General features: G+C 64.5%; 19 protein-coding genes. 2 read left to right on the top strand and 17 right to left on the bottom strand.

The features are described from left to right. Window positions 1-152: 152 nt before the first annotated feature. The 4 genes from ABIB66_RS18900 to ABIB66_RS18885 all read right to left on the bottom strand — a co-directional run bounded on the left by ABIB66_RS18900 (window position 153) and on the right by ABIB66_RS18885 (window position 5801). On the bottom strand, window positions 153-878 hold the full coding sequence (locus ABIB66_RS18900; RefSeq protein WP_354255260.1) for a hypothetical protein: 726 nt from the start codon (window positions 876-878) through the stop codon (window positions 153-155). A 97-nt stretch (window positions 879-975) separates the two neighbouring features. Next, window positions 976-1470 carry a signal peptidase II gene (lspA, locus tag ABIB66_RS18895; protein ID WP_199198057.1) on the bottom strand — a complete coding sequence of 165 codons (495 nt, stop codon included), beginning with the start codon at window positions 1468-1470 and terminating at the stop codon, window positions 976-978. Between the two features lie 156 nt (window positions 1471-1626). Next, window positions 1627-4626, bottom strand: a complete 3000-nt coding sequence (gene ileS / locus ABIB66_RS18890) for an isoleucine--tRNA ligase (RefSeq protein WP_354208230.1) — start codon at window positions 4624-4626, stop codon at window positions 1627-1629. A gap of 203 nt (window positions 4627-4829) precedes the next feature. Then, a complete protein-coding gene (locus ABIB66_RS18885) occupies window positions 4830-5801 on the bottom strand; it encodes a bifunctional riboflavin kinase/FAD synthetase (RefSeq protein ID WP_354208229.1) in 972 nt (323 codons plus the stop codon). Between the two features lie 230 nt (window positions 5802-6031). Between ABIB66_RS18885 and ABIB66_RS18880 the strand changes: the two genes are divergently transcribed. After that, window positions 6032-6427, top strand: a complete 396-nt coding sequence (locus ABIB66_RS18880; RefSeq protein WP_007596883.1) for a response regulator — start codon at window positions 6032-6034, stop codon at window positions 6425-6427. A 212-nt stretch (window positions 6428-6639) separates the two neighbouring features. Here ABIB66_RS18880 and ABIB66_RS18875 read toward each other — a convergent pair whose 3' ends face one another. From ABIB66_RS18875 to uvrC, 9 genes are all read right to left on the bottom strand, one after another. Next, window positions 6640-7494, bottom strand: coding sequence for a TIGR01459 family HAD-type hydrolase (locus ABIB66_RS18875; protein ID WP_354208228.1), 855 nt, complete (start codon window positions 7492-7494; stop codon window positions 6640-6642). 15 nt (window positions 7495-7509) lie between these two features. Continuing rightward, window positions 7510-8985 carry an EAL domain-containing protein gene (locus ABIB66_RS18870; RefSeq protein WP_354208227.1) on the bottom strand — a complete coding sequence of 492 codons (1476 nt, stop codon included), beginning with the start codon at window positions 8983-8985 and terminating at the stop codon, window positions 7510-7512. Between the two features lie 142 nt (window positions 8986-9127). Next, a complete protein-coding gene (locus ABIB66_RS18865; RefSeq protein WP_354208226.1) occupies window positions 9128-10258 on the bottom strand; it encodes a YihY/virulence factor BrkB family protein in 1131 nt (376 codons plus the stop codon). A gap of 1 nt (window position 10259) precedes the next feature. After that, window positions 10260-10859, bottom strand: coding sequence for a phage holin family protein (locus ABIB66_RS18860; RefSeq protein ID WP_354208225.1), 600 nt, complete (start codon window positions 10857-10859; stop codon window positions 10260-10262). Between the two features lie 91 nt (window positions 10860-10950). Beyond that, window positions 10951-11910: a 50S ribosomal protein L3 N(5)-glutamine methyltransferase gene (gene prmB, locus ABIB66_RS18855; protein ID WP_354208224.1), complete on the bottom strand. Its 960-nt coding sequence runs from the start codon at window positions 11908-11910 to the stop codon at window positions 10951-10953. Continuing rightward, on the bottom strand, window positions 11910-12386 hold the full coding sequence (locus tag ABIB66_RS18850; RefSeq protein WP_354255196.1) for a molybdenum cofactor biosynthesis protein MoaE: 477 nt from the start codon (window positions 12384-12386) through the stop codon (window positions 11910-11912). The genes prmB and ABIB66_RS18850 overlap by 1 nt, the downstream gene beginning before the upstream one ends. A gap of 3 nt (window positions 12387-12389) precedes the next feature. After that, window positions 12390-12641: a molybdopterin converting factor subunit 1 gene (gene moaD / locus ABIB66_RS18845; RefSeq protein ID WP_018318355.1), complete on the bottom strand. Its 252-nt coding sequence runs from the start codon at window positions 12639-12641 to the stop codon at window positions 12390-12392. Further along, window positions 12638-13255 carry a CDP-diacylglycerol--glycerol-3-phosphate 3-phosphatidyltransferase gene (gene pgsA / locus ABIB66_RS18840; RefSeq protein ID WP_007596859.1) on the bottom strand — a complete coding sequence of 206 codons (618 nt, stop codon included), beginning with the start codon at window positions 13253-13255 and terminating at the stop codon, window positions 12638-12640. The genes moaD and pgsA overlap by 4 nt, the downstream gene beginning before the upstream one ends. A gap of 98 nt (window positions 13256-13353) precedes the next feature. Further along, window positions 13354-15423, bottom strand: a complete 2070-nt coding sequence (gene uvrC / locus ABIB66_RS18835; RefSeq protein WP_354255193.1) for an excinuclease ABC subunit UvrC — start codon at window positions 15421-15423, stop codon at window positions 13354-13356. 250 nt (window positions 15424-15673) lie between these two features. Between uvrC and ABIB66_RS18830 the strand changes: the two genes are divergently transcribed. After that, window positions 15674-16297, top strand: a complete 624-nt coding sequence (locus ABIB66_RS18830) for an outer membrane protein (RefSeq protein WP_275172436.1) — start codon at window positions 15674-15676, stop codon at window positions 16295-16297. Between the two features lie 86 nt (window positions 16298-16383). On the opposite strand, the gene ABIB66_RS18825 is transcribed toward ABIB66_RS18830, so the two are convergent. The 4 genes from ABIB66_RS18825 to ABIB66_RS18810 all read right to left on the bottom strand — a co-directional run bounded on the left by ABIB66_RS18825 (window position 16384) and on the right by ABIB66_RS18810 (window position 19038). Continuing rightward, a complete protein-coding gene (locus tag ABIB66_RS18825; protein WP_092029496.1) occupies window positions 16384-16599 on the bottom strand; it encodes a cold-shock protein in 216 nt (71 codons plus the stop codon). Window positions 16600-16848: 249 nt separating this feature from the next. After that, window positions 16849-17709 carry a 23S rRNA (adenine(2030)-N(6))-methyltransferase RlmJ gene (locus tag ABIB66_RS18820; protein WP_354208221.1) on the bottom strand — a complete coding sequence of 287 codons (861 nt, stop codon included), beginning with the start codon at window positions 17707-17709 and terminating at the stop codon, window positions 16849-16851. A gap of 52 nt (window positions 17710-17761) precedes the next feature. After that, window positions 17762-18454: a ribonuclease T2 family protein gene (locus ABIB66_RS18815; RefSeq protein ID WP_354208220.1), complete on the bottom strand. Its 693-nt coding sequence runs from the start codon at window positions 18452-18454 to the stop codon at window positions 17762-17764. A 119-nt stretch (window positions 18455-18573) separates the two neighbouring features. Continuing rightward, the gene (locus tag ABIB66_RS18810) at window positions 18574-19038 is read right to left on the bottom strand and encodes a hypothetical protein (protein ID WP_027565385.1); all 465 of its coding nucleotides are present in this window, start codon (window positions 19036-19038) and stop codon (window positions 18574-18576) included. Window positions 19039-19196: the final 158 nt, after the last annotated feature.

The following is a 19196-nucleotide window of genomic DNA, read 5'->3' as shown; positions in this document are numbered from 1 at the left end:
CATGGTACACCGTGCGGCAAACGCTTCGCGTCACGAAGCAGAGAACTCAACTCGGGCGCAAGTTACTGATAAGCAATAAAAGACCGCGTCCCGCGCGCACGAGCCGCCGGCGCGGGACCGCGTCTGCCGGATATCGCGAAGGGACAGGAGGGCTATTGTTCCTTGTCCTTGCCGGACATGATGTCGAAATAGGTCCGCCGTGTCTTGTCCTCTCCGGCGCCATAGGCGTAGCTCGGCGACGGCGTCTGGTAGCCCGGCGGCGGCTCGACCAGCGACTGGCGCGGCGGCTCGGTCGTGAATTGCTTGGCCTCGCCTTTGTTGTTCGACATCATGCCCCACAGACCGCCGGTGAAGCCGAGTTGGGCGGGGCTGAGCGACGGATTGCCGTTGGTGCCCGGCTGAATAGGATCATTGCTCGTGCGCTCGGGTGCGGCTGTCCTGCCGACCTCCATCTCGGCGGGTGACAACGCCCGCCCTGCCTGCCAGCTCTCCGTCGCCTTGACGGCCTTCTTCCGCTGCGCGATGGCCTCCTTGCGGCGTCTCTCGTCAGGGTCCTTCGGCCAGTTTGGTGCGTTCTTGGCTTCGGTCCCGGCGGGCGGCGGCAGGTCAAGCTTGGGCGGTACCACCAGCGGCGACCGCTCGCGGTATTCGATACCCTTCTTCTCCATGCTCTTGGCGCCGATGCCCGACATCAGATTGTCGATGAGCTTCTCTTCGAAGGTCATGTCGTCATCGTCCTCGCCGTCGTCACCGGCGCGGGCGGCGCCAGCCGACATGACGAGACCGATGCCGAGCGCGACAGCGGACAATTTCAACGCCCGCCAGAACCCCTGCCGGGGGTCTCCAACCATCGAACTGCTGGTCTTCGAGCTGCGCATCACCGTACCTGTTCCAAATTGTGGCAGTTTGCCGCTCTCGCGCGGCATAATCCCTCGCAAAAACAAGGTTCCGCCTGCCGGTCCGTATCAGCCGGGATCAGGGCGCTTTTGCGGCGGGTACCCCCAGGAAGGAATCATACAATAGCGCCGCCACGCCAGCAACGATGGCCACGTCCGCGAGGTTGAACACGTACCAATTATAGGTATTTCCGCCGATCTCGACGTGGAACAGGGCGAAATCGACCACCGCGCCATAGGCCAAACGGTCGATGCCATTGCCGATGGCGCCGCCGATGATCAGGCCGAGGGCGATGGTTGCCAGCAGCGTGTGCGAGCGGGCCATCCAGATCGCCAGCGCAACCACGGCGAGGACCTTCACGGCCATCAGCGCCATCTGCGCCGCCTGGCCGTCGTTCTGGAGCCAGCCGAAGCTGATGCCGATGTTCCAGGCCAGCACCAGGTCGAAGAACGGCGTCACGCTCACCGCTCCGCGACGGGCGAGGTCGAACACGTTCAGCAGCCAGAGCTTTGAGGCCTGGTCGGCCACGAGCGTGACCAGGGCCGCGAGGATGCCGGCGCGGAGCGGGGTCATGGGCAGCTGGCCACATCACGCTCCGTCGTCGGCCTGGCGAAAGCCAGCACCCATGCTCCGAGGCGGTCGTTGTTTGAAAGACTTGTGGTCATCAGCCTTCGTCGCAATTCGCGGCGGTGTAATGGGTCCTGGCTTTCGCCAGGACGACGGTGAGAGCTAGATGCTGACCCCCAGCGTCTTCCATTCGCGCAGCGCCTTGGCGTCGCGCGGGGTGACGTCGGGATATTCGGGGTCTTCACCCACCGTCGGCGAAATCTTCCAGGAACGGGCGCATTTGGTGCCGACCGCCTTCTCCACCACGACAGCGACGCCTGGAACGGCATCGAGACGGAATGCGGAAGCCGGCGCTTCGCCCTCGCGCACCTCGTAATTCGAGGTGATGCAGATTTCCGCGAGGTCGGTGTCGAACAGCGTCGCCAGCATGTCGCGGTCGGCGACATAGATCACCGGTGATGCCTCCAGCGACGAGCCGATGTTCTTGGCGGCGCGTTCGAGCTCCAGCGCACCGGTGACGACGCGGCGGACGTTGCGGATCGCTTCCCATTTCGCGGCGAGCTTGTCGTCGCGCAGGCTTTCGAGGTTCTCCGGAAATAGCGTCAGGTGCACCGAGGGCTCGGCGTCGGGCCTGTACATGCGCCAGGCTTCCTCCGCGGTGAAGCTGAGGATCGGCGCCAGCCATTTCAGGATCGAGCTGCACAACAGGTCGATCGTGGTCAGCGCCGCCTTGCGCGTCAGAGAGGACGGCGGATCGCAATACAGCGTGTCCTTGCGGATGTCGAAATAGAACGCCGAGAGCTCGCTGTTCAGGAAGGCGGACAAGGTTGCGACCACGGTCTTGTAGTCGAACTCCTGATAGGCCTTGCGGACGACGGCAGCACGGACCGCGAGCTCGTGCAGCATCAGCCGTTCGAGCTCAGGCATGTCGGCGGGCGCGACTGCGTCGGCCGGCTTGTAGTGATCCAGCGTTCCAAGCATCCAGCGCACGGTGTTGCGCAGCTTGCGGTAAGTCTCGATGGTGTTCTTCAGGATCTCCGGGCCGATGCGCTGGTCGTCGGCATAGTCGGTGGCGCAGACCCACAGGCGCAGGATATCCGCGCCCGAATCCTTGATCACCTTCTGTGGCTCGACGGTGTTGCCGATCGACTTCGACATCTTGCGGCCGTTCTCGTCGAGCGTGAAGCCGTGGGTGAGCACGATGTCATAGGGCGCGCGGCCGCGCGTGCCGGCGCTCTCCAGCAGTGACGAGTGAAACCAGCCGCGATGCTGGTCGCTGCCTTCCAGGTACATCACGGTGTCGTTGCCGCCGTCGACCTTGCGGACGATGTTGCCGAGCTGCGGGAAGTTCTGGCGATCCTCGAGCACGAAGGCGTGCGTGGAGCCGGAATCGAACCAGACGTCGCAGATGTCGTCGATCTTCCTCCAGTCTTCCTTCGCGCGCGATCCAAGGAAGCGCTCGCGGGCGCCTTCCATGTACCAGGCGTCGGCGCCTTCCTCCATGAAGGCCTCGGTGATGCGCTGATTGACGATCTCGTCCTGCAGGATCTCGGCCGAACCGTCGCTCTTTTCGCGCACGAACACGGCGATCGGAACGCCCCAGGCGCGCTGGCGCGAGATCACCCAGTCCGGACGATTGGCGATCATGCCGTTGATGCGGTTCTCGCCCGACGGCGGTACCCATTGCGTGACCGAGATCGCATGCAGCGCGCGGGCCCGCAATGTATCGCCCTTCTTGGCGTGGCCATCGTCGCTGATGTCCTTGTCCATCGCGATGAACCATTGCGGCGTGTTGCGGAAAATGACCGGCTTCTTCGAGCGCCATGAATGCGGATATTGGTGCTTGAGGCGGCCGCGCGCGAGCAGCTTGCCAGCCTCGATCAACGCCTTGATCACGGCCTCATTGGCATCGCCCTTCTCGCCCTTGTCGTTGAGCACGCGCTTGCCGGTGAAGCCAGGGGCCTGCGCCGTATAGGCGCCGTTCTCGTCGACAGTGTAGGGGATAGCCGTCGAGATGCCGCGCTCATCGAGCTCGCGGGTGTTGGCCATCCAGACGTCGAAGTCCTCGCGACCGTGGCTCGGCGCGGTGTGCACGAAGCCGGTGCCGGTATCGTCGGTGACATGCTCGCCGGCGAGCAGCGGCACGATAAACTCGTAACCGCCATCGAGGCCGCGCAAGGGATGGGCGCACTCCACGGCGTCCAGCGTATCGCCGGGAATGTCGCGCACCTTCTCATAGGCCGTGACGCGCGCCTGCTTGAACACCTCTGCGGCGAGCGCATCGGCCAGGATCAGGAGATCGCCGGTCTTCGCCCAATTGTCCGCGGCCGCATCCGTCACCTTGTAGAGGCCGTAGGCGATCTTCGGTGAGAACGAGATCGCGCGGTTGCCGGGCAGTGTCCAGGGCGTGGTGGTCCAGATCACGACCGAAGCATTGGCGAGCGCACCATGTGCCGGGGACGTGACGGGAAACTTCACCCAAACCATGTCGGAGGTGTAGTCCTCGTATTCGACCTCTGCCTCTGCAAGCGCGGTCTTCTCGACCACGCTCCACATCACCGGCTTGGAGCCGCGGTACAACGTGCCGTTGGCGGCGAACTTCATCAGCTCGCGGGCGATCTGCGCTTCGGCGGGATAGCTCATCGTCTGATAGGGATGATCCCAGTCGCCGATGATGCCGAGCCGCTTGAACTCCTCGCGCTGCACGTTGATCCAGTGCGTCGCATAGGCGCGGCATTCCTTGCGGAATGCCACCATCGCGGCGGAGTCGCGGAAGTCGGGCTTCTGCTTGCCCTTGGAACGGTAGTTCTCTTCCTCGATCTTCCATTCGATCGGAAGGCCGTGGCAATCCCAGCCAGGCACGTAGTTGGAGTCGAAGCCAAGCATCTGCTGGCTCTTGGTCACGACGTCCTTGAGAATCTTGTTCAGCGCGTGCCCGATATGGATGTTGCCATTGGCGTAGGGCGGGCCATCATGCAGCACGAATTTGGCGCGGCCCTGGGCTTCCTGGCGCAGCCTCTCGTAAAGGCCGATGTCGTTCCAGTATTTCAACAGTTCCGGCTCGCGCTGCGGCAGGCCGGCGCGCATCGGGAATTCCGTCTGCGGCAGGAACAGGGTTTTCGAATAGTCTTTAGCTTCGGATTTTTGGGACTTGTCGGACATGAGGCTGACTGGCTCGGAAGGGCGCGGGAACGGATGGCGATGCGGAATCGCGGGTGAAACGACAACATCCCGGTCTTGCGCCGAGCCGAAGGCTCAGGCGGAAGCCGGGCCGCTAATCCCTATGATGCGCCGCGCAAACATGGCCTCTCCATAGCAGGGGGGCGGAGGAAGCGCAAAAGGTCTCGGCGGGCCGGTTTCCGACCTTAATCGATGACGCCAAGCCTCGGAAACGCGTTCGGGGCGGCGGCGAGCATGGCCCGGGCGCGGGCGGAATCGTCGTCCATCTGGCGGATCAGGGCCTCCAGGCTGTCGAATTTCAGCTCCTCGCGGATGAAGCCGATAAAGGCGCAGTCGAGCGTCTGTCCGTAAAGATCACCCTTGAAGTCGAACAGGAAGATTTCCAGCAGCGGTGCGCCGTTATCGAAGGTCGGGCGGCGGCCGAAGCTTGCCACGCCGTCGAGCCGCTCCGCGCCGCGGCCGACTCGCACCGCATAGATGCCGTGCTTGAGGCCGCAATTGGCATCGAGGCGGATGTTGGCGGTGGGATATCCGAGGTCGCGGCCGCGCTTCTCGCCGTGGATGACCTCGCCGGTGATGAACCAGGGCGCGCCGAGCATGGCCGTGGCCTCGTCGAGTTGGCCTTCGGCGAGCGCGATCCGGATCGCGCTGGAAGAGACCGGCCGCTCGTCGATATCGACATGCGGCTGCACGTCGACCTCGATGCCGAGCCGGGGCGCCTCGTTGACAAGGAGGCTCGGCGAGCCGACCCGACCCTTGCCGAAATGGAAGTCGTAGCCGACGGCGATTCCACCGATGCCCAGGCGCCCGATCAGGTCATGGTGAATGAAGTCTTGCGCGCTGGTCCCGGCGCGGGACTTGTCGAAGGTCATGACCACGGCGCCGTCCAGTCCGGTGCCGGCCAGAAGCCGCAGCTTGGCACGCTCATCCGTCAGGCGGAATTGCGGGGTGTTGGGGCTGAAAAACCGGCGCGGATGCGGCTCGAAGGTCAATGCCAGAGCAGGGCGGCCATGTATCCTGCCCATTTCCAGGGCTGCGGCGATCACGGCGCGATGGCCGAGATGAACGCCGTCGAAATTGCCCATGGCGACCACGGCACCCCTTGCAATGGCGGAGTCCGGCGTGGTGTCGCGGATAACGGTAAAATGCGGAGCCATCAGGGGAATTCTCGAACCGGCGGGACCGGCCGGGACCGTGGCGCGACGGGCCGGATGAAGTCAAGCGGGAGGGGGCGGCCGCATCGAATGCGATTTCAGTCCACCGGGGGCGTTCCCAGTTAACGCGCTGTTTAACGCCTTGGTGCTAGTCCTTGGGCGTGGAACCGCGGGGCTCCGGCCCGGCAGGTCCGATCGTAAATATTTCCTGGGTTTGCGTTGGGGGAGTCGAGATGGCGGTTGATTTGTCGATGTCGGTTCTGGTGGTTGACGACTACAGCACCATGATCCGTATCATCAGGAACCTCCTGAAGCAGCTTGGCTTCGAGAATATCGATGATGCAAGCGACGGTTCGGCAGCGCTGAACAAGATGCGCGGCAAGAAGTACGGGCTCGTGATTTCCGACTGGAACATGGAGCCGATGACGGGTTACGACCTGCTGCGCGAAGTGCGCGCGGATCCGAACCTCGCCACCACGCCCTTCATCATGATCACGGCCGAATCGAAGACCGAGAACGTGATCGCGGCCAAGAAGGCCGGCGTGAACAACTACATCGTCAAGCCGTTCAACGCGGCAACGCTGAAGACCAAGATCGAGGCGGTCTTCCCGGACATGGCAAGCGCGTAAGGCGCGCTTGGCCGGATAATAATCCATCATTGGGATCGTCATGCCCGGGCCTGTCCCGGGCATCCACGTTCTTGGAGCTGCAAAGAAGGCGTGGATGGCCGGGGCGTAGGCGAGCGGGAGCGACGCCGTCCTACGGCCGACTATGCCCGGCCATGACGGCGTCCGGGGGCTTAGCAATTGGTCTTGGTAGGCGACGCTTCAAGCCGTAGCCATCACCACTTCAGTTCGCGCATCAGCGCCTTCGGCGGATGGCCGAACAATTCCAGCACCGAAGCCGGGTCGAGCTGGTCGAGACCCTCGAACTCCTCGGCATGGATGCCGCGGGTCACGAACAGGCAATCGATCCCGAACTCGCGCGCGCCGGTGAGGTCGGTCCGGACGGAATCGCCAATCGCGAGCACCTTTTTGCGGTCGATCTGGTGGCCCTGGCGTTCGCCGGCGAGCGCCATCGCGCGCTCGTAGATCGGCCGGTGCGGCTTGCCGTAGAAGATCACCTCGCCGCCGAGCTCGCGATAGAGCTCCGCGATCGCGCCGGCGCAATAGATCAGCCGGTCGCCGCGTTCCACCACGATGTCCGGGTTGGCACAAACCAGCGTCAGCTTGCGCTCGCGCGCCTTCAGCATCATGCCGCGATAGTCTTCCGCCGTTTCGGTCTCGTCGTCATAGAGGCCGGTGCAGACGATGTAATCTGCCTGCTCCAGCGGCGCGGTCACCGCATCGAGGCCGCGGTAGATCGAGTTGTCGCGCTCGGGGCCGAGCCAGAACATCTTGCGGCCGGGATGGTCGGCGACATAGAGCCGCGTCAGGTCGCCTGAAGACACGATCGCGTCGTAGGTCTCGTCGGCGACGCCGAGCTTGCGCAATTGCCGCTGCACCGAGTCTGCCGGGCGCGGCGCGTTGGTGATCAGGATGACCGTACCGCCGCGGCTACGATAGGTGTGCAGCGCCTCGCAGGCTTCGGGGAAGGATTCGAGGCCGTTATGGACCACGCCCCAGATGTCGCTGAGTACGACGTTCACGCCCGCCACGAGTTCACGCAGGCTTTCGGCGAAATGCAGTGTGGTCATGATGCGTGCGGCCGATCAGATCCGGCGCGCGAGCGCGGCGTTGCCGGTGACGCGCTGTGGCGCAGACGCAGCCGACGTCGCGCTTGAGCTGGGGGTGCCGGAGCCATTGGATCCCTGGGTGTCCTGTGCCTGGTTCGGCGCGGCGGTAGCAGATGACCCCTCCGGCCGCAATGGTCGGGGCGGCGCGAACAGGAACCCCTGGCCGAACCGCACGTCATAGTCGAGCAGGTCGATCACGGCGCGCTCGCCCTCGATCCGCTCGGCGATCAGGTCGATGCCGAAGCGGCCGAGCAGGTCGGAGAGGTCGGAAGGGTGGATGTCCGAGGCCGAAGCCTGCCTGGCGTCGAGCAGGAGCGAGGCCGGCACCTTGATGAAGCGCACGCCGCGATCGGCGAGCTCGCGCGGTTCGATACGCAAATCGGTGACATGGTCGATCGAGAAACGGAAGCCGCGCTGGGCGAGCGCGGCGAGATTCTCGGTCTCGGCCGGGCCGAGATTGCGGAAGGTCGATTGCTTGAATTCCAGCACCAGCGAGGGCGCCAGCGCCCGGTTGGCTTCGAGGAAATCGAGGTATTGCGCGAAGGTCGTCGAATTGCCGAGCGTGGAAGCCGCGACGTTGCAGAACACGCCGACCTCCTTGTTGCGTACCATCAGCCGTCGCAGCACCTGCACGCAGCGCAGCATCACCATGTTGTCGATGCGCCCGATCAGGCCGGAGGCCTCCGCGATGCTGATGAACTCCTCAGCCGCGACCAACTGGTCGCGCTCGTCGCGCAGGCGCGTCACGGCCTCGTAGAAGCGGACCTTGCGCTGCGGCAGCGTCACCATCGGCTGCAGGAAGATGTCGATGCGGTTCTCGTCGATCGCGTTGCGGAGCGTCGCCAGCAATTGGGTCGGGTTGCGGCCGTTGGCGGTCTGAACCGGATTGGCGGTCTGGGTCTGGATCGCCGGCGCTGACGGCCGCGGCTGCGGCGCGGGCGCCGGGGGAGGGGCAGCCGGGCGCTCCTCCTCGAACGTGGCCATCAGGTCGAGCGGCGCCTCCGGCTCCTGCCTTGCGACCGGAGCGGGGGCCGGCACCGGCGCGTGGCCGGCCATCAGATCCTCATGGGCCGACACGGTGGTGGCGAGCTGCCTGACCAACCCGCCGAGCTCGTTGATCTCGCCGACCACCGACTGGATGCGGTCGGAGTTGGTCGAATTGGAGGAGGCGATGCGTGCTTCGATCGTGGCAAGCCGGCGGCCGAACTCGGCGACCTGGCGGGCGAGGTCGGCGGTGCCGCGCGAAAGGTCGGTGATCTGGCCGCCGACGTCGCTGCGGTCGCGCAGTCGCATCGACACTGCATTGTAGAGGATCAGGAAGGTCAGCACCGTCAGTGCCACGATCGCGGATTCGGTTCCGCTGATGCCGGCGACTGCGTAGAGCACGAGCCCGAGCGAGGCGGCGACCAGAACCATGCAGATGGCGATGAAGATCGTCGAAATACGAATCATGCCGCGCGTTACGCCTCAAGAGCTGACTGCCTGACCGGGAAAACACGGGTGGCGTATCGAACCCGTCACGCCGCATGCTCCCCCAAGCGGCATGAGCTTAACATCATTGTTGATTCGAGGGGATAGCGGCCCGATCTCGGAGTCAGGATGGCGCCGCAGCGCCGACCGTGTCGGCCGAGACGGCCTGGCGGGTGCCAAGCGGCTTGGGCGGCCCGGTGGTCGTGTCGCGCAGGGTCTGCCGTTCGATCTCCGAATTCAGCTCGGCCCCGAACATGACGACGATGGCCGACATCCACATCCACATCATCAAGCCGATCGCAGCGCCGAGCGAGCCGTAGGTCGCATTGTAATTGGCGAATTCCGAGAGATACCAGGACAGCAGCGCCGAGCCGGCGATCCAGAGGATCGCGGCCGCCACCGCTCCGACGCTCAGCCATTGCCAGCGTGGGGCGTCGCGGCTGGGCGCGAAGCGGTAGAGGACGGCGAGCGCGGCAAGGAGAATGACGAACAGCACTGGCCATCGCGCCAGCGCCACGATCGTCTTGCTTTCGGGCGCCATGCCGAGGTGATTGAGCGCGAGCGGAAAGGCGACGACAGCGCCTACCATCAGGAGCAGGGCAACGATGCCACCGACCGTGAAAGCCAGCGAGACTGAGTTCAGCCGGATGAAGCTGCGCTTTTCACGCTCTTCATAGGCGACGTTGATGGCGTCGAAGATGGCCTTGACGCCGGCATTGGCGCTCCAGATCGCGAGCAAGAGGCCAAACAGGAAAGTGAAACCAAGGGTCGCGCCGCCGTTCGACACGACCCGGGCGACCTGGTCCTCGACGATCTGGAACGCGCCTTCGGGCAGCATCATCGCGAGCGATTGCAGGTTGGAACTGATCCTCGAGGGGTCGGCGAAGAGGCCATAGAACGAAACCAGAGCCGTGATGGCGGGAAAGATCGCGAGCAGCCCGAAAAAGACGACGCCGCCGGCGGTCGCGAGCAGGCGATCGTCGTCGATGCGCTGATAGGTGCGCCAGAAGACGTCCTTCCAGCCCGCCCAAGGGATCGCGAACGGGCTTTTCGCGCGGCGGCCGCGGCCGGGCTGCGAGGCTGCACCCACCGGGCTCGTTTCCGGCGAATTCGCCTCGCCTTTGCGGTGGTCGTGCGGAGGTCCCGCCCGGACCATGCCGGAATCCTGGAAATACCGTTCCGCGGTGAGCACGAACACGGTCGTGGCTGCCACCAACAGCCAGCTGTCAAATTGTTCGGCGCGCCGTATAGGCATTTCAGGTCTCCGCTCCGTGGCCGTGACGCCGCCGGCGCGCGGCCGTGAGGCCGACCAGCCCAACGGCTGCGAGCATCAGCCCGACTTGCACGGGCCGGTTGGACCGAGCCGGCCACGTGCTGCCGCCATGTCCTGGTTCATGCCCTCGTTCGCCCGGCGCGAGCGGCGCCAGGGGAATTGTCGTCGCGACCTCTTTCACCGCCTGTTTCACCGTTCCGCGCGGGATGCGCGGGGTGGCGATCGCCACGCGCAGGCGGCTGGCGAGCGGCACGATCGGCTTGGTCTTGCGCTTCATCTGGGCCATGGCCACGCCCGCGCAGGCGGCGGCCAGGATCAGGAGCACGCCGCCAACGGCGCCGAACCCCCAGAATTGCCCGTAATGGATTGCAACCCAGCGGTACAGCGCGATCAGGCCGACGAAGAAGGCTGCGACGACGAACAAGCCCGCAACCGCGAGCAGTCCGGCCGCAGTCGCGTACGAGGTCATGCGCCCAGTGGCCTGATTGCTCCGGTCACGGGCATAGGATTGGGCGGCGCGCTTGAGATGGTTGAGCTTGAGCGCGACGCCAGCGCGCAGCAATTCGCCCGATGGCGCAAGCATGCGGTTATCCTCCGAGTGCGAGAAAATTCGTCGGGGGATGAACGTGGCGGTATTTGACTTGTTCCGAACGAGGTCGGACCGCCGTGATGGATCAACCGAGATCGGCTGCCGCGATCCAGAACACTTCGCCCTCGGAGTCCTCGGTGTCGAGCCAGAGCAGCGGCAGTTCAGGAAAGGCCTCGTCGACCAATTCGCGGCCGCGGCCGATCTCGCAGATCAGCCCACCATGCGGCGTCAGGTGGTCGGGCGCGTCGCGCAGGATCCGGCGCACCACGTCGAGACCGTCGGCGCCGCCGTCAAAGGCGAGCTTCGGCTCGGCCCGGCACTCCGGCGGCAACGCAGCCATGCCTTCGGCGTCGACATAAGGCGGGTTGGTGATGATCAGGTCGTATTTGGTGTCACCGAGCGGGGCGAACAGGTCGCCGCGATGCAGGCTGATCCGGTCATCGAGCCCGTATTCGCCGACATTCCGTCTGGCGACGTCGACCGCGCCCTTGGAGATATCGACGGCGTCGATCGTGGCGTTCGGAAAATGCTGGGCGGCGAGGATCGCAAGGCATCCCGACCCCGTGCAGAGATCGAGCACCCGCTCGACCGCGGTGGGGTCATCGATCAGCGAGCCGGCTTCGCCGTCGCCGCCGAAATGCGATTCCAGCAACTCGCCGATAAAGGAGCGGGGAACGATGACGCGCTCGTCGACATAGAACGGCAGGCCGCGCATGTAGATCTTGTTGACGAGATAGGCAGCCGGTTTACGCGTGGTGACGCGCTGATGGATGAGATCGATGATCGTCCTGCCCTCGGCGGCCGTGACGCGCGCGTTAGCAAAAATCTCGAACTGCTCGGGGTGCAGATGCAGGGCTTCACAGACCAGGAAGGCCGCTTCCGCGACTGGATCGGGCGTGCCATGAGCAAAGGCGAGCTTCGCCTCATTGGAGCGGCTCACCGCATAGCGGACGAAATCGACCAGCGTGAGAAGCTCTCCGCGGCCTACTTTCGCGAGCTTTGGCGCGGCGCGGCCGCGCACGCTCTTTTTGGATGTTGTTGCCATCAGGATCGGGTCCAGCGTGCGGCGGCTTCATCGTCGCGGGCCTGGGCCTCGACCCAGCCGGTGCCGGAGGCGCTCTCTTCCTTCTTCCAGAACGGCGCGGTGGTCTTGAGATAATCCATCAGGAACTCGGCTGCCTGGAACGCTGCCTGGCGGTGCTGCGAGGCGGTCAGCACCAGCACGATGTTCTGACCGGGCATGAACCGGCCGACGCGATGGATCACCGTGACGCCGTTGAGAGGCCAACGCGAGGTGGCCTCGTCGGCATGGCGCCTGATCTCCTCCTCGGCCATGCCAGGATAATGCTCGAGCGAGAGCGCGGCGATCTTCGCGCTGTCCTCGTCGCTGCGGCAGATGCCGGAAAAGCTCACGACCGCACCGATGTCGGTGCGGTTCCCGGTCAGCACCGCGATCTCGCGCGCGATGTCGAAATCGTCCTGCTGGATACGGATGGTGACGGGGCAGGTGGTGCCGGGCATGGTCTAGCCGCCGGTCATCGGCGGGAAGAACGCGATCTCGCGAGCGCCCGCGATCGCGGCGTCCGACTTGACGTGGGCATGGTCGATCGCGGTACGGATCACCTTCGGCTTCTCGAACGCGTAGGCGTAGGCTTCGCTTTGGCCGGACAGCCAGGCGATCAGCTCTTCCACGGTGCGCACGGTTGCGGGCGGCTCGATGGTCTCCTCGGCCTTGCCGACGCGCTCGCGCACCCAGGCGAAGTACTTCACCTTCATCCCTCATCCTCCTTGATAAGGTGATGGATGCCGGCGCCGAAATAGTCGTAGCCGGTGTACATGGTGAGGATCGCCGAGGCCCAGAGCAGCGCCAGTCCGATCATCGAGACCATGGGCACCACCTCATCGCCGGCCGGACCAGCCAGCAGGAAGCCGATGGCGATGAGCTGAACCGTCGTCTTCCACTTCGCAAGCTTGGTCACGGGCACGCTGACGCGCAGCGCGGCAAGATATTCGCGCAGGCCCGAGACCAGGATCTCGCGGCACAGGATCACGATGGCGGCCCATAGCGACCAGCCGTGAATGATGCCGTCGGCAGCCAGCATCAGCAGGCACGAGGCGACCAGCAGCTTGTCGGCGATCGGATCGAGCATCCGGCCGAACGCCGATTGCTGATTCCATATCCGCGCGTAATAGCCGTCGAGGTAGTCGGTGACCGCAGCCGCGATGAAAATGGCGACCGCGACCCAGCGCAGCCACAGCGGGCCGTCCATGATCGACTGTGCGTAGATGCAGCCGACCACGACCGGGATCGCGGCGATCCGGCCGTAGGTCAGGATGTTCGGGAGGGACATCGCGCGGCTGGTGGTCCCTCGTGTCGTGGCGATGTTCATCCGTCCTACCAATACCGCTGCAGCCTGAAGGTCAACCGTTCCGCTCCCCAAATGGGGTGCGGGATGCGACGACCATATGACCGCGGCCCCCCTTTATTTCACCCCGGCTGGGGATGGAAATACTCGAAAATCCTGCGGGCGCTCTCGGCGCTCACCCCCGGAACCTTGCCGAGATCGGTGATCGAAGCCCGTTCGATCTCCTTCAGGGTTCCGAAATGGTGCAGCAAGGCACGTTTGCGTGACGGACCGATGCCCGGAATCTCCTGCAAGCCGGCCTCGCGGATGTCCTTCTTGCGCAGCTTGCGGTGCGAACCGATGACGAAGCGGTGCGCCTCGTCCCGCAGCCGCTGGATGAAATAGAGTACGGGGTCGCGCGGCTCCAGCTTGATCGCCTCGCGCTCCGGCATGAACAGGGTCTCGCGGCCGGCATCCCGGTCCGGCCCCTTGGCGACCGACATCAGCGCCACCTGGGTCAGGCCGAGGTTTGCAAAGATTTCCCGGACCGCGTTGAGCTGGCCGCGGCCGCCGTCGATGATCACGAGATCGGGCCATTGCGGGAAGTCGTCGTCCTTGGTTTTGGCCGCGCCCTCTTCGGGCGGGTTGATCAGGCGCTTGAAGCGGCGCTCCAGCACTTCGCGCATCATGGCGAAGTCGTCGCCCGGCGTGATCCCTTCCGACTTGATGTTGAACTTGCGGTACTGGTTTTTCACAAAACCGTCCGGGCCGGCAACGATCATGGCGCCGACTGCGTTGGTGCCCTGGATGTGGCTGTTGTCGTAGACTTCAATCCGCTTCGGCGCATGTGGCAGGCTCAGGGTCGTGGCCATGGCGTCCAGCAGCCGGCTCTGCGTCGCGGTGTCCGCGAGCTTGCGGCCCAGGGCCTCGCGCGCGTTGGTGAGCGCGTGGGTGACGAGCTCCTTCTTCTCGCCGCGCTTCGGCATGGAAACCTCGACCTTGCGGCCGGCCTTGATCGACAGCGCGTTGGCGAGCAGCTCGCTCTCCTCGATCTCGTGCGAGAGCAGGATATTCCTCGGCGGCGGCTTGTCGTCGTAGAACTGGGCGAGGAAGGAGCCGAGCACCTCTTCCGGCGTATAGGTCTTCTCCGCGCGCGGGAAATAGGCGCGGTTGCCCCAGTTCTGCCCGGTGCGGAAGAAGAATACCTCGACGCAGGAGAAGCCGCCCTCCTGGTGGATGGCGAACACGTCGGCTTCTTCCACGGTGCGCGGATTGATCCCCTGCTGCGACTGGATCGCGGACAACGCAGCGAGGCGGTCGCGGTAGAGCGCGGCGCTTTCGAATTCGAGCTCGCCGGAGGCCTTCTCCATCTCGCTAGCAAGCTCCTGTTTCACCGCATGGCTCTTGCCGGACAGGAAGTCGCTCGCCTCGCGCACCAGGGTCGTGTAGCCGGGGAAGTCGATCTCACGTGTGCAGGGGCCGGCGCAACGGCGGATCTGGTAGAGCAGGCAGGGCCGCGAACGGCTCTCGAAGAAGGAATCCGTGCAGGAGCGGATCAGGAACGCGCGCTGAAGTGCGGTGATGGTGCGGTTGACGGCGCCCGCGGAGGCGAACGGGCCGAAATAGCGACCGGGCCGCGTCTGCGCGCCGCGATGCTTCAAGATCTGCGGCGCCCAATGGTCGCCCGTGATCAGGATATAGGGAAACGACTTGTCGTCGCGCAGCTGCACGTTGAAGCGCGGCCGAAGCTGCTTGATGAGGTTGGCCTCCAGCAGCAGCGCCTCGGTCTCGGTGTGGGTCGAGATGATTTCCACCGTAACCGTGGCGGCGATCATGCGCAGGATGCGCGCCGGCTGCGGCGCACTCTGGCGCGCATAGTTCGACAGGCGCTTTTTGACGTTCTTGGCCTTGCCGACATAGAGCACGTCGGCACTGGCGTTGAGCATGCGATAGACGCCGGGCGAGGTGGGGGCGAGGCGGACCGCGCGTTCGATCGCCTCGTGGCCGGTCGCCAGTGGCTCTTCGCCGACCGTGCCGCTCTCTTCCAGGATGTCCGGCAGCCGTGCGTCGTCCTCGTCGTCGCCGCTTGCGGTGGCGGGATCGAGGTCCGGCGGCGCCGCTTCCGTTTCCTGGGGCGGGACATCGGGCGCGTTGCCGTGCACGGGTTTGCGTACGCGTGCGTCGCCCGGATTGTCGGTGGAATCGTGAACCATGGTGCGAATTTAGGCGCTGCGGGTGCCGATTTGAAGTTCCGGCCGTGCGGCACGCACAGGATGGCGGCGCAGTTCCCGGTAACGCTTACTTAAGCCTGTTAACAGCGCGGTAACCCGACTTAACAGGCCTTTAACTTAAAACTCTCGATAAATCGTACGCGAAAAAGTCGTGGTTCCGTAACCATGCGGTTTTGCCTCGCGCGGCGGCGCGGGCATCGCACCGGTTGGGACAGTTGCGTTGGAGTGTGTGATGAAGGGGCTCGTTGTGGGCGCAGCCGCGTTGGCTGCAGTCGGCTGGACGGCTTCGGCAGAGGCCGCCGATCTCAATTACGGGCAGCGTGCGCCCTACACGGTCAATCAGCCGCTCAACGCCTATAGCTGGGCCGGTCCGTATCTCGGTGCCAATCTCGGCTACGAATGGGGCTCGGTGAACAACAATCCCGCAAAACCGTCGGGCTTCGTCGGCGGCGTTCAGGCCGGCTACAATTTCCAGAACGGTCCTTGGGTGTTCGGCGTCGAGGGCGACATCCAGGCCGCCGGTGCCGACGACACTTTCGCGCCGTGGAAGTTCTCCAATCCGTGGTTCGGCACCCTGCGCGGCCGCGCCGGCTACGCCTTCAGCAACGTGCTGTTCTACGGCACGGCGGGCCTCGCCTTCGGCGAGCTGCGTGCACAGACGTTCGGCTGGACGGAGTCGCACACCAGCGCCGGTTGGACCATTGGTGCTGGTGCGGAAGTCGGCTTCGCGCCGAACTGGAGCGCCAAGCTCGAATATCTCTACATCGATCTGTCGACGAGTCAGTTCGCGATTACAGGCGTGTCAAACGGCTATAGCGCCAGCGTTGTGCGCGCAGGCGTGAACTATCACTTCTGATACCCAAAGAAGAAAATACCGGACTACAGCCTCCCGGCCGCTCGCGGCCGGGATTTTTTTTCGCCGGTGTTTTCGCGTCGGACTCGCTAGGACAAGATGACCAAATCGACCGCCTTCGGCCCCTTGCCCTTCTTGTCCGGCTCGACTTCGAAAGTAATACGCTGTCCTTCGGCAAGGTCCTTCAGTCCGGCCCGCTCCACAGCAGTAATATGCACGAAGACGTCGCGGCCCCCGTCGTCCGGTTTGATGAATCCGTAGCCGCGCTCACCGTTGAAAAACTTGACCGTTCCCGTCATGGCCATCGGGAAACTCCCCCTCATTGCTCCTCCGTCGTGACGCAGACGCACGTCACGACATGACCGGGCCTTACGAAGCCCGGGAGCTGGCCATCCTTGGGCAGACCATTCGGTCCGACTGGATCTTTCTTAGGCCTTCACTCCGCCGCAACCATTCGCGGAAGCGGAACGTAAAGCCAGTCACTGAAACAGCATAATACGGTTCTCTGCAGATTGACCACCGCTCCTGCATATTTTTCCCAAGATGCCGGAGTGTTACGGCCTCGGCACCTCTAATCGGAATCTGGCAGCGCCACCCTGGCCGAGGGGCATTTCCAGCTCCGGCAGGATCGTCTTGAGCTCGCCGTGCAATGTGTAAGGGGGATTGACGATCAAGAGCCCGGTGGAGGTGAGGGCTGCGCCGTCGGCTTGCGGCGCTACGCTGAATTCAAGCCGCAGGCATTTTCCCGGCGGCTTTGCGACGGCTGCGAGCCGCGCCACTGATTGCACCAGCGCATCAGTGGCCCGCCGGCTCTTGGCGGGATACCAGATTACATAGATACCGGTCGGCCATTTCGCGAAGGCCGCCGAGAAGGCCTCGCCGAGCTTGTCGAACTCGTCCTTGGCCTCGAACGGCGGGTCGATCAGGACGATCCCGCGCCGTTCCTTTGGCGGCACGAAAGCCGGCAGTGCCATCCAGCCGTCGAGGTCGACCACGCGGGCCTGCTCGTCGTGGCGGAGCACGCCGATCAGCGCTTTCCGCGCCTTCGGCTCGAGTTCGCAGGCGACGAGGCGGTCCTGCGGCCGCATCAGGGCGCGCGCGATCAGCGGCGAGCCCGGATAGGCCTTGAGCTCGCCCTTCGGATTGAAGGCGCGGACGATGTCGAGATAGGGCTTGGTCAGCGCCATGGCGTCGTTCGACAGCCGCGCCTGCATCAGCCGCCCAATGCCCGTCAGCCACTCGCCGCCGCGGCGTGCCTCGTCGCTTTCGAGATCGTAGAGGCCGGCGCCGGCATGGGTGTCGATGACGCGGAACGCACCCGGCTTGTCCTGGAGGTAGGTGATGATGCGTGCCAGCACGATGTGCTTGATGACATCGGCGAAGCTGCCGGCATGGAAGGCGTGGCGGTAATTCATGCAAGAGCACTACGCCACGTGACGGCTTGAGCAAAGAGGCACGACGCCTGGGCTACCCACCCCGGATCGGCGGCATTGTCACTTGGTCGCGGCGGCAGGCGCGGCGGTCGATCTCCTCGCAGGCGCGGAATTGCAGGTCCTTGCTGAGGCAGATGCGGACTTCCGATAGCCGCGTCCGGTTGCAGGTGATCGAGACGGCGGCATTGCTGAGGCCCGGATTGGCCTTGATGAAGGCCTCTTCCACCTCCGCCGGCGCCACGGTCTTGGCCTGCGATAGATCGAGATATTCGGCCGGAATCTTGATTGCAGCGCGCGCCTTCCGGATCGTCTCGAAATAACTGCGGTCGGCCAGCCCCGAGCAGGTGCCGTGCTTGTCCCACTCGTTGAAGATCAGCCCCGGCGCCGGCATCAGATCGAGCATGGAGGAGACGATGCTGCGGTTCAGCCGCGGCGACGGCCGCTGGCAATATTCCGGAAAACCGTTCTCATATTGCGGCCACAGACCGTGGACCACGAAAGCGTAGGGCCGTCCGCTGCACTGGATCTGCGAGCGGCCGCCGCGCTCCGCCGCCTCCTCGCAGAAGGAGGGCGACCACGACAGCGACAGCACATAAAAATCGAATTCGCCGGGCGTGTTCTGCCGCTTGTCCTGGGCCTTGGCGCCACCGGCCAATGCAGCCAACCCGGCTGCAAGCGTCAGCGAGATCATCAGACGGGAGAACGAATGCAATCTGGAATGAAACATGGCGACGCCCCTCAACTAGACTGTGCAGATCAGCCTAGCAGGCGATAGGAACATTTCAAGAACAAAATTCGGGCGACCGTCGTTCGGCCGCCTGACCGCTCCGATCCGGACTTCTTCGATTATTGTTTGGCGGCGCGGCAGGCCGGGTTGTAGGCCCAGTTGCGGTCGAGCCCAACCACGCACCATTCGACGCCCTGACCGTAGCCGGCGAAGCCGCCATCCTCGACGATCGAGAAGTGCACCTTGCGCATCTTGCCGTCCGTGAGCATGGCCTCGCCGGTGCAATAGCGGCGAGGAATGTTGTCGGATGCCCAGGGCCGGAACGCGGTCTCGTGAACCGCGGCGAAGCCGGTGATCTTCAATGAGGAATTCCAGAACGAGCTTTCTTTCTCCCAGAACTGGCTGGCGATCGTCGGCAGCGCCCTGTCGCATTCGGAGACATTGCCGTCATAGCGCGGCCCGCTCAGCCAGAAATTCAGCTCCAGCGGATTGGCAGCCCTGGCCTCGCCGAGCGACAGCGCCCCGAACAGGAGGCCGAGCACGGCGGCGAAGCGGAGCGATTTCAGGAAGGTCGAGGCGCGCATGGATGATCCAGACAGCATGATCTGCGAGGGTCCGACGGTGCCGCGAAGGCCGGAGGAGGTCAAGTGCAGCGCGGCAACACTTGCCGACGAGTTGACCGCAATGCTGCACTAGAGGGGCCTTCCGTTCTTTCCACCGCCGCGCTGGCACCGTAAACTGC

Source organism: Bradyrhizobium sp. F1.13.3 (genome assembly GCF_040548265.1).
Lineage (GTDB): Bacteria > Pseudomonadota > Alphaproteobacteria > Rhizobiales > Xanthobacteraceae > Bradyrhizobium.
This window is presented reverse-complemented; position numbering and strand designations above follow the sequence as displayed.

What these genes read in the sequence shown, in the direction of transcription:
- ABIB66_RS18860 (WP_354208225.1), bottom strand. Translation starts at nt 10,859, where the DNA reads ATGCTTGCGCCATCGGGCGAATTGCTGCGCGCTGGCGTCGCGCTCAAG.
- ABIB66_RS18815 (WP_354208220.1), bottom strand. Translation starts at nt 18,454, where the DNA reads ATGTTTCATTCCAGATTGCATTCGTTCTCCCGTCTGATGATCTCGCTG.
- uvrC (WP_354255193.1), bottom strand. Translation starts at nt 15,423, where the DNA reads ATGGTTCACGATTCCACCGACAATCCGGGCGACGCACGCGTACGCAAA.
- ABIB66_RS18900 (WP_354255260.1), bottom strand. Translation starts at nt 878, where the DNA reads ATGCGCAGCTCGAAGACCAGCAGTTCGATGGTTGGAGACCCCCGGCAG.
- ABIB66_RS18865 (WP_354208226.1), bottom strand. Translation starts at nt 10,258, where the DNA reads ATGCCTATACGGCGCGCCGAACAATTTGACAGCTGGCTGTTGGTGGCA.
- ABIB66_RS18820 (WP_354208221.1), bottom strand. Translation starts at nt 17,709, where the DNA reads ATGAATTACCGCCACGCCTTCCATGCCGGCAGCTTCGCCGATGTCATC.
- moaD (WP_018318355.1), bottom strand. Translation starts at nt 12,641, where the DNA reads ATGAAGGTGAAGTACTTCGCCTGGGTGCGCGAGCGCGTCGGCAAGGCC.
- ABIB66_RS18880 (WP_007596883.1), top strand. Translation starts at nt 6,032, where the DNA reads ATGGCGGTTGATTTGTCGATGTCGGTTCTGGTGGTTGACGACTACAGC.
- prmB (WP_354208224.1), bottom strand. Translation starts at nt 11,910, where the DNA reads ATGGCAACAACATCCAAAAAGAGCGTGCGCGGCCGCGCCGCGCCAAAG.
- ABIB66_RS18850 (WP_354255196.1), bottom strand. Translation starts at nt 12,386, where the DNA reads ATGCCCGGCACCACCTGCCCCGTCACCATCCGTATCCAGCAGGACGAT.
- ABIB66_RS18870 (WP_354208227.1), bottom strand. Translation starts at nt 8,985, where the DNA reads ATGATTCGTATTTCGACGATCTTCATCGCCATCTGCATGGTTCTGGTC.
- lspA (WP_199198057.1), bottom strand. Translation starts at nt 1,470, where the DNA reads ATGACCCCGCTCCGCGCCGGCATCCTCGCGGCCCTGGTCACGCTCGTG.
- ABIB66_RS18825 (WP_092029496.1), bottom strand. Translation starts at nt 16,599, where the DNA reads ATGGCCATGACGGGAACGGTCAAGTTTTTCAACGGTGAGCGCGGCTAC.
- ABIB66_RS18810 (WP_027565385.1), bottom strand. Translation starts at nt 19,038, where the DNA reads ATGCGCGCCTCGACCTTCCTGAAATCGCTCCGCTTCGCCGCCGTGCTC.
- ileS (WP_354208230.1), bottom strand. Translation starts at nt 4,626, where the DNA reads ATGTCCGACAAGTCCCAAAAATCCGAAGCTAAAGACTATTCGAAAACC.
- ABIB66_RS18885 (WP_354208229.1), bottom strand. Translation starts at nt 5,801, where the DNA reads ATGGCTCCGCATTTTACCGTTATCCGCGACACCACGCCGGACTCCGCC.
- pgsA (WP_007596859.1), bottom strand. Translation starts at nt 13,255, where the DNA reads ATGAACATCGCCACGACACGAGGGACCACCAGCCGCGCGATGTCCCTC.
- ABIB66_RS18875 (WP_354208228.1), bottom strand. Translation starts at nt 7,494, where the DNA reads ATGACCACACTGCATTTCGCCGAAAGCCTGCGTGAACTCGTGGCGGGC.
- ABIB66_RS18830 (WP_275172436.1), top strand. Translation starts at nt 15,674, where the DNA reads ATGAAGGGGCTCGTTGTGGGCGCAGCCGCGTTGGCTGCAGTCGGCTGG.